1 protein-coding gene is annotated in these 1,236 nt (G+C 65.9%); it reads right to left on the reverse strand.

Going from position 1 to position 1,236, the window contains the following annotated elements; genetic code table 11:
- Positions 1-11: 11 nt before the first annotated feature.
- Positions 12-1,145: an IS630 family transposase gene (locus BZY54_RS11605; protein WP_244217103.1), complete on the reverse strand. Its 1,134-nt coding sequence runs from the start codon at positions 1,143-1,145 to the stop codon at positions 12-14.
- Between the last annotated feature and the right edge of the window lie 91 nt (positions 1,146-1,236).

Raw genomic sequence — 1,236 nt, forward strand, 5'->3', positions numbered from 1 at the left:
CTAGTGCCGCATCAGGCAACGTTCGCCCTGTCAACCACTTTGCGTAGGCGTTCGTCGGCGGCGTGCTTGTTCCGCCAGATGATGTAGCGGCGGATCATGCTGCCCTGCTCCTTGTGGGTGGCGTGGTCGGTGCCGTCCAGGGCGAAGTAGCGCAGGGCGGTGAACTGGGCCTCGATGCGGTTCAGCCAGGAACTGTTCGTCGGCGTGTAGGCGAACTCGACGTTGTTGTCCGCGGCCCAGTCGCCGACCCGGGTGTCCTTCTTCGTGGTCAGGTGCGGGGAGAAGTTGTCCAGGACGATCGCGATGCGGGCCTCGGGTGGGTAGAGGCTGCGCAGGTAGCGGCAGAATTCCAGGAACCTTGTGCGGTGCTTTCTCGGCTTGATGTGGCCGTAAAGCTGGTCTTTGCCCAGGTCGTAGGCGGCGAACAGGTGGCGGACCCCGTGCGGGCGGGTGTAGGTCGCCCGCCGCCGCGGGCGGGGCTCGCGGTCGGGGTCCTTGTGTTTCCCGCCGCGCTCGGCCCACTGCCGCCCCGGGTGGGGCTGGAGGTTGAGCGGCCCGAACTCGTCCAGGCAGAAGACGACATCGGGCTCGCCTTCCTCGGGTATGACCTCGCCGTCGGCCATCGCATAGAGGTGCTCAACGCGAGCCTTCTTGGCCGCGTAGTTCGGGTCGCGGGAGAACTTCCACGTCTTTATGCGTTGAAAGGACACGCCCTCCTCGCGGAGCAGGACCCGAAGGCCCTCGTGGCTGATGTCGTCGACCACCCCCTCGGCGACCAGGAAGTCGGCCAGCTTGGCCAGGCTCCAGGTCGAGAACGGCAGGCCGTGCTCGGCCGGCTTGGACTTGGCGATCTTCTTGATCTCCCGGCGCTCGGGCAGCGTGAACTTCTTCGGCCTGCCGCCCTTGTACTTCGGATAGAGGGAGTCGAAGCCGTCGGCATTGAAGTTGTGGATCACATCCCGGACCCGGTCCGCGCTGGTGAACGTCACCTCCGCGATTTTCGCCACAGCCATGCCCTGCGCGGACAGCAGCACCATCTGGGCCCGCCGCCACGTCACCACCGACCCGGTGCCCCTACGGACGATCCGCAGCAGACGCTGCCCCTCGTCGTCATCGATCTCGCGAACGCGTACTCGTTCTGCCACCCGCACAGCCTGGCAACACCGCGCCGTCCGGACCAACACCCGAACAGCGCGTCACATCACAACAGGGCAAAGGTTCTCTGATGCGGCACTA

It is taken from the genome of Streptomyces carpinensis (assembly GCF_002154505.1).
Taxonomy (GTDB): Bacteria; Actinomycetota; Actinomycetes; order Streptomycetales; family Streptomycetaceae; genus Streptomyces; species Streptomyces carpinensis.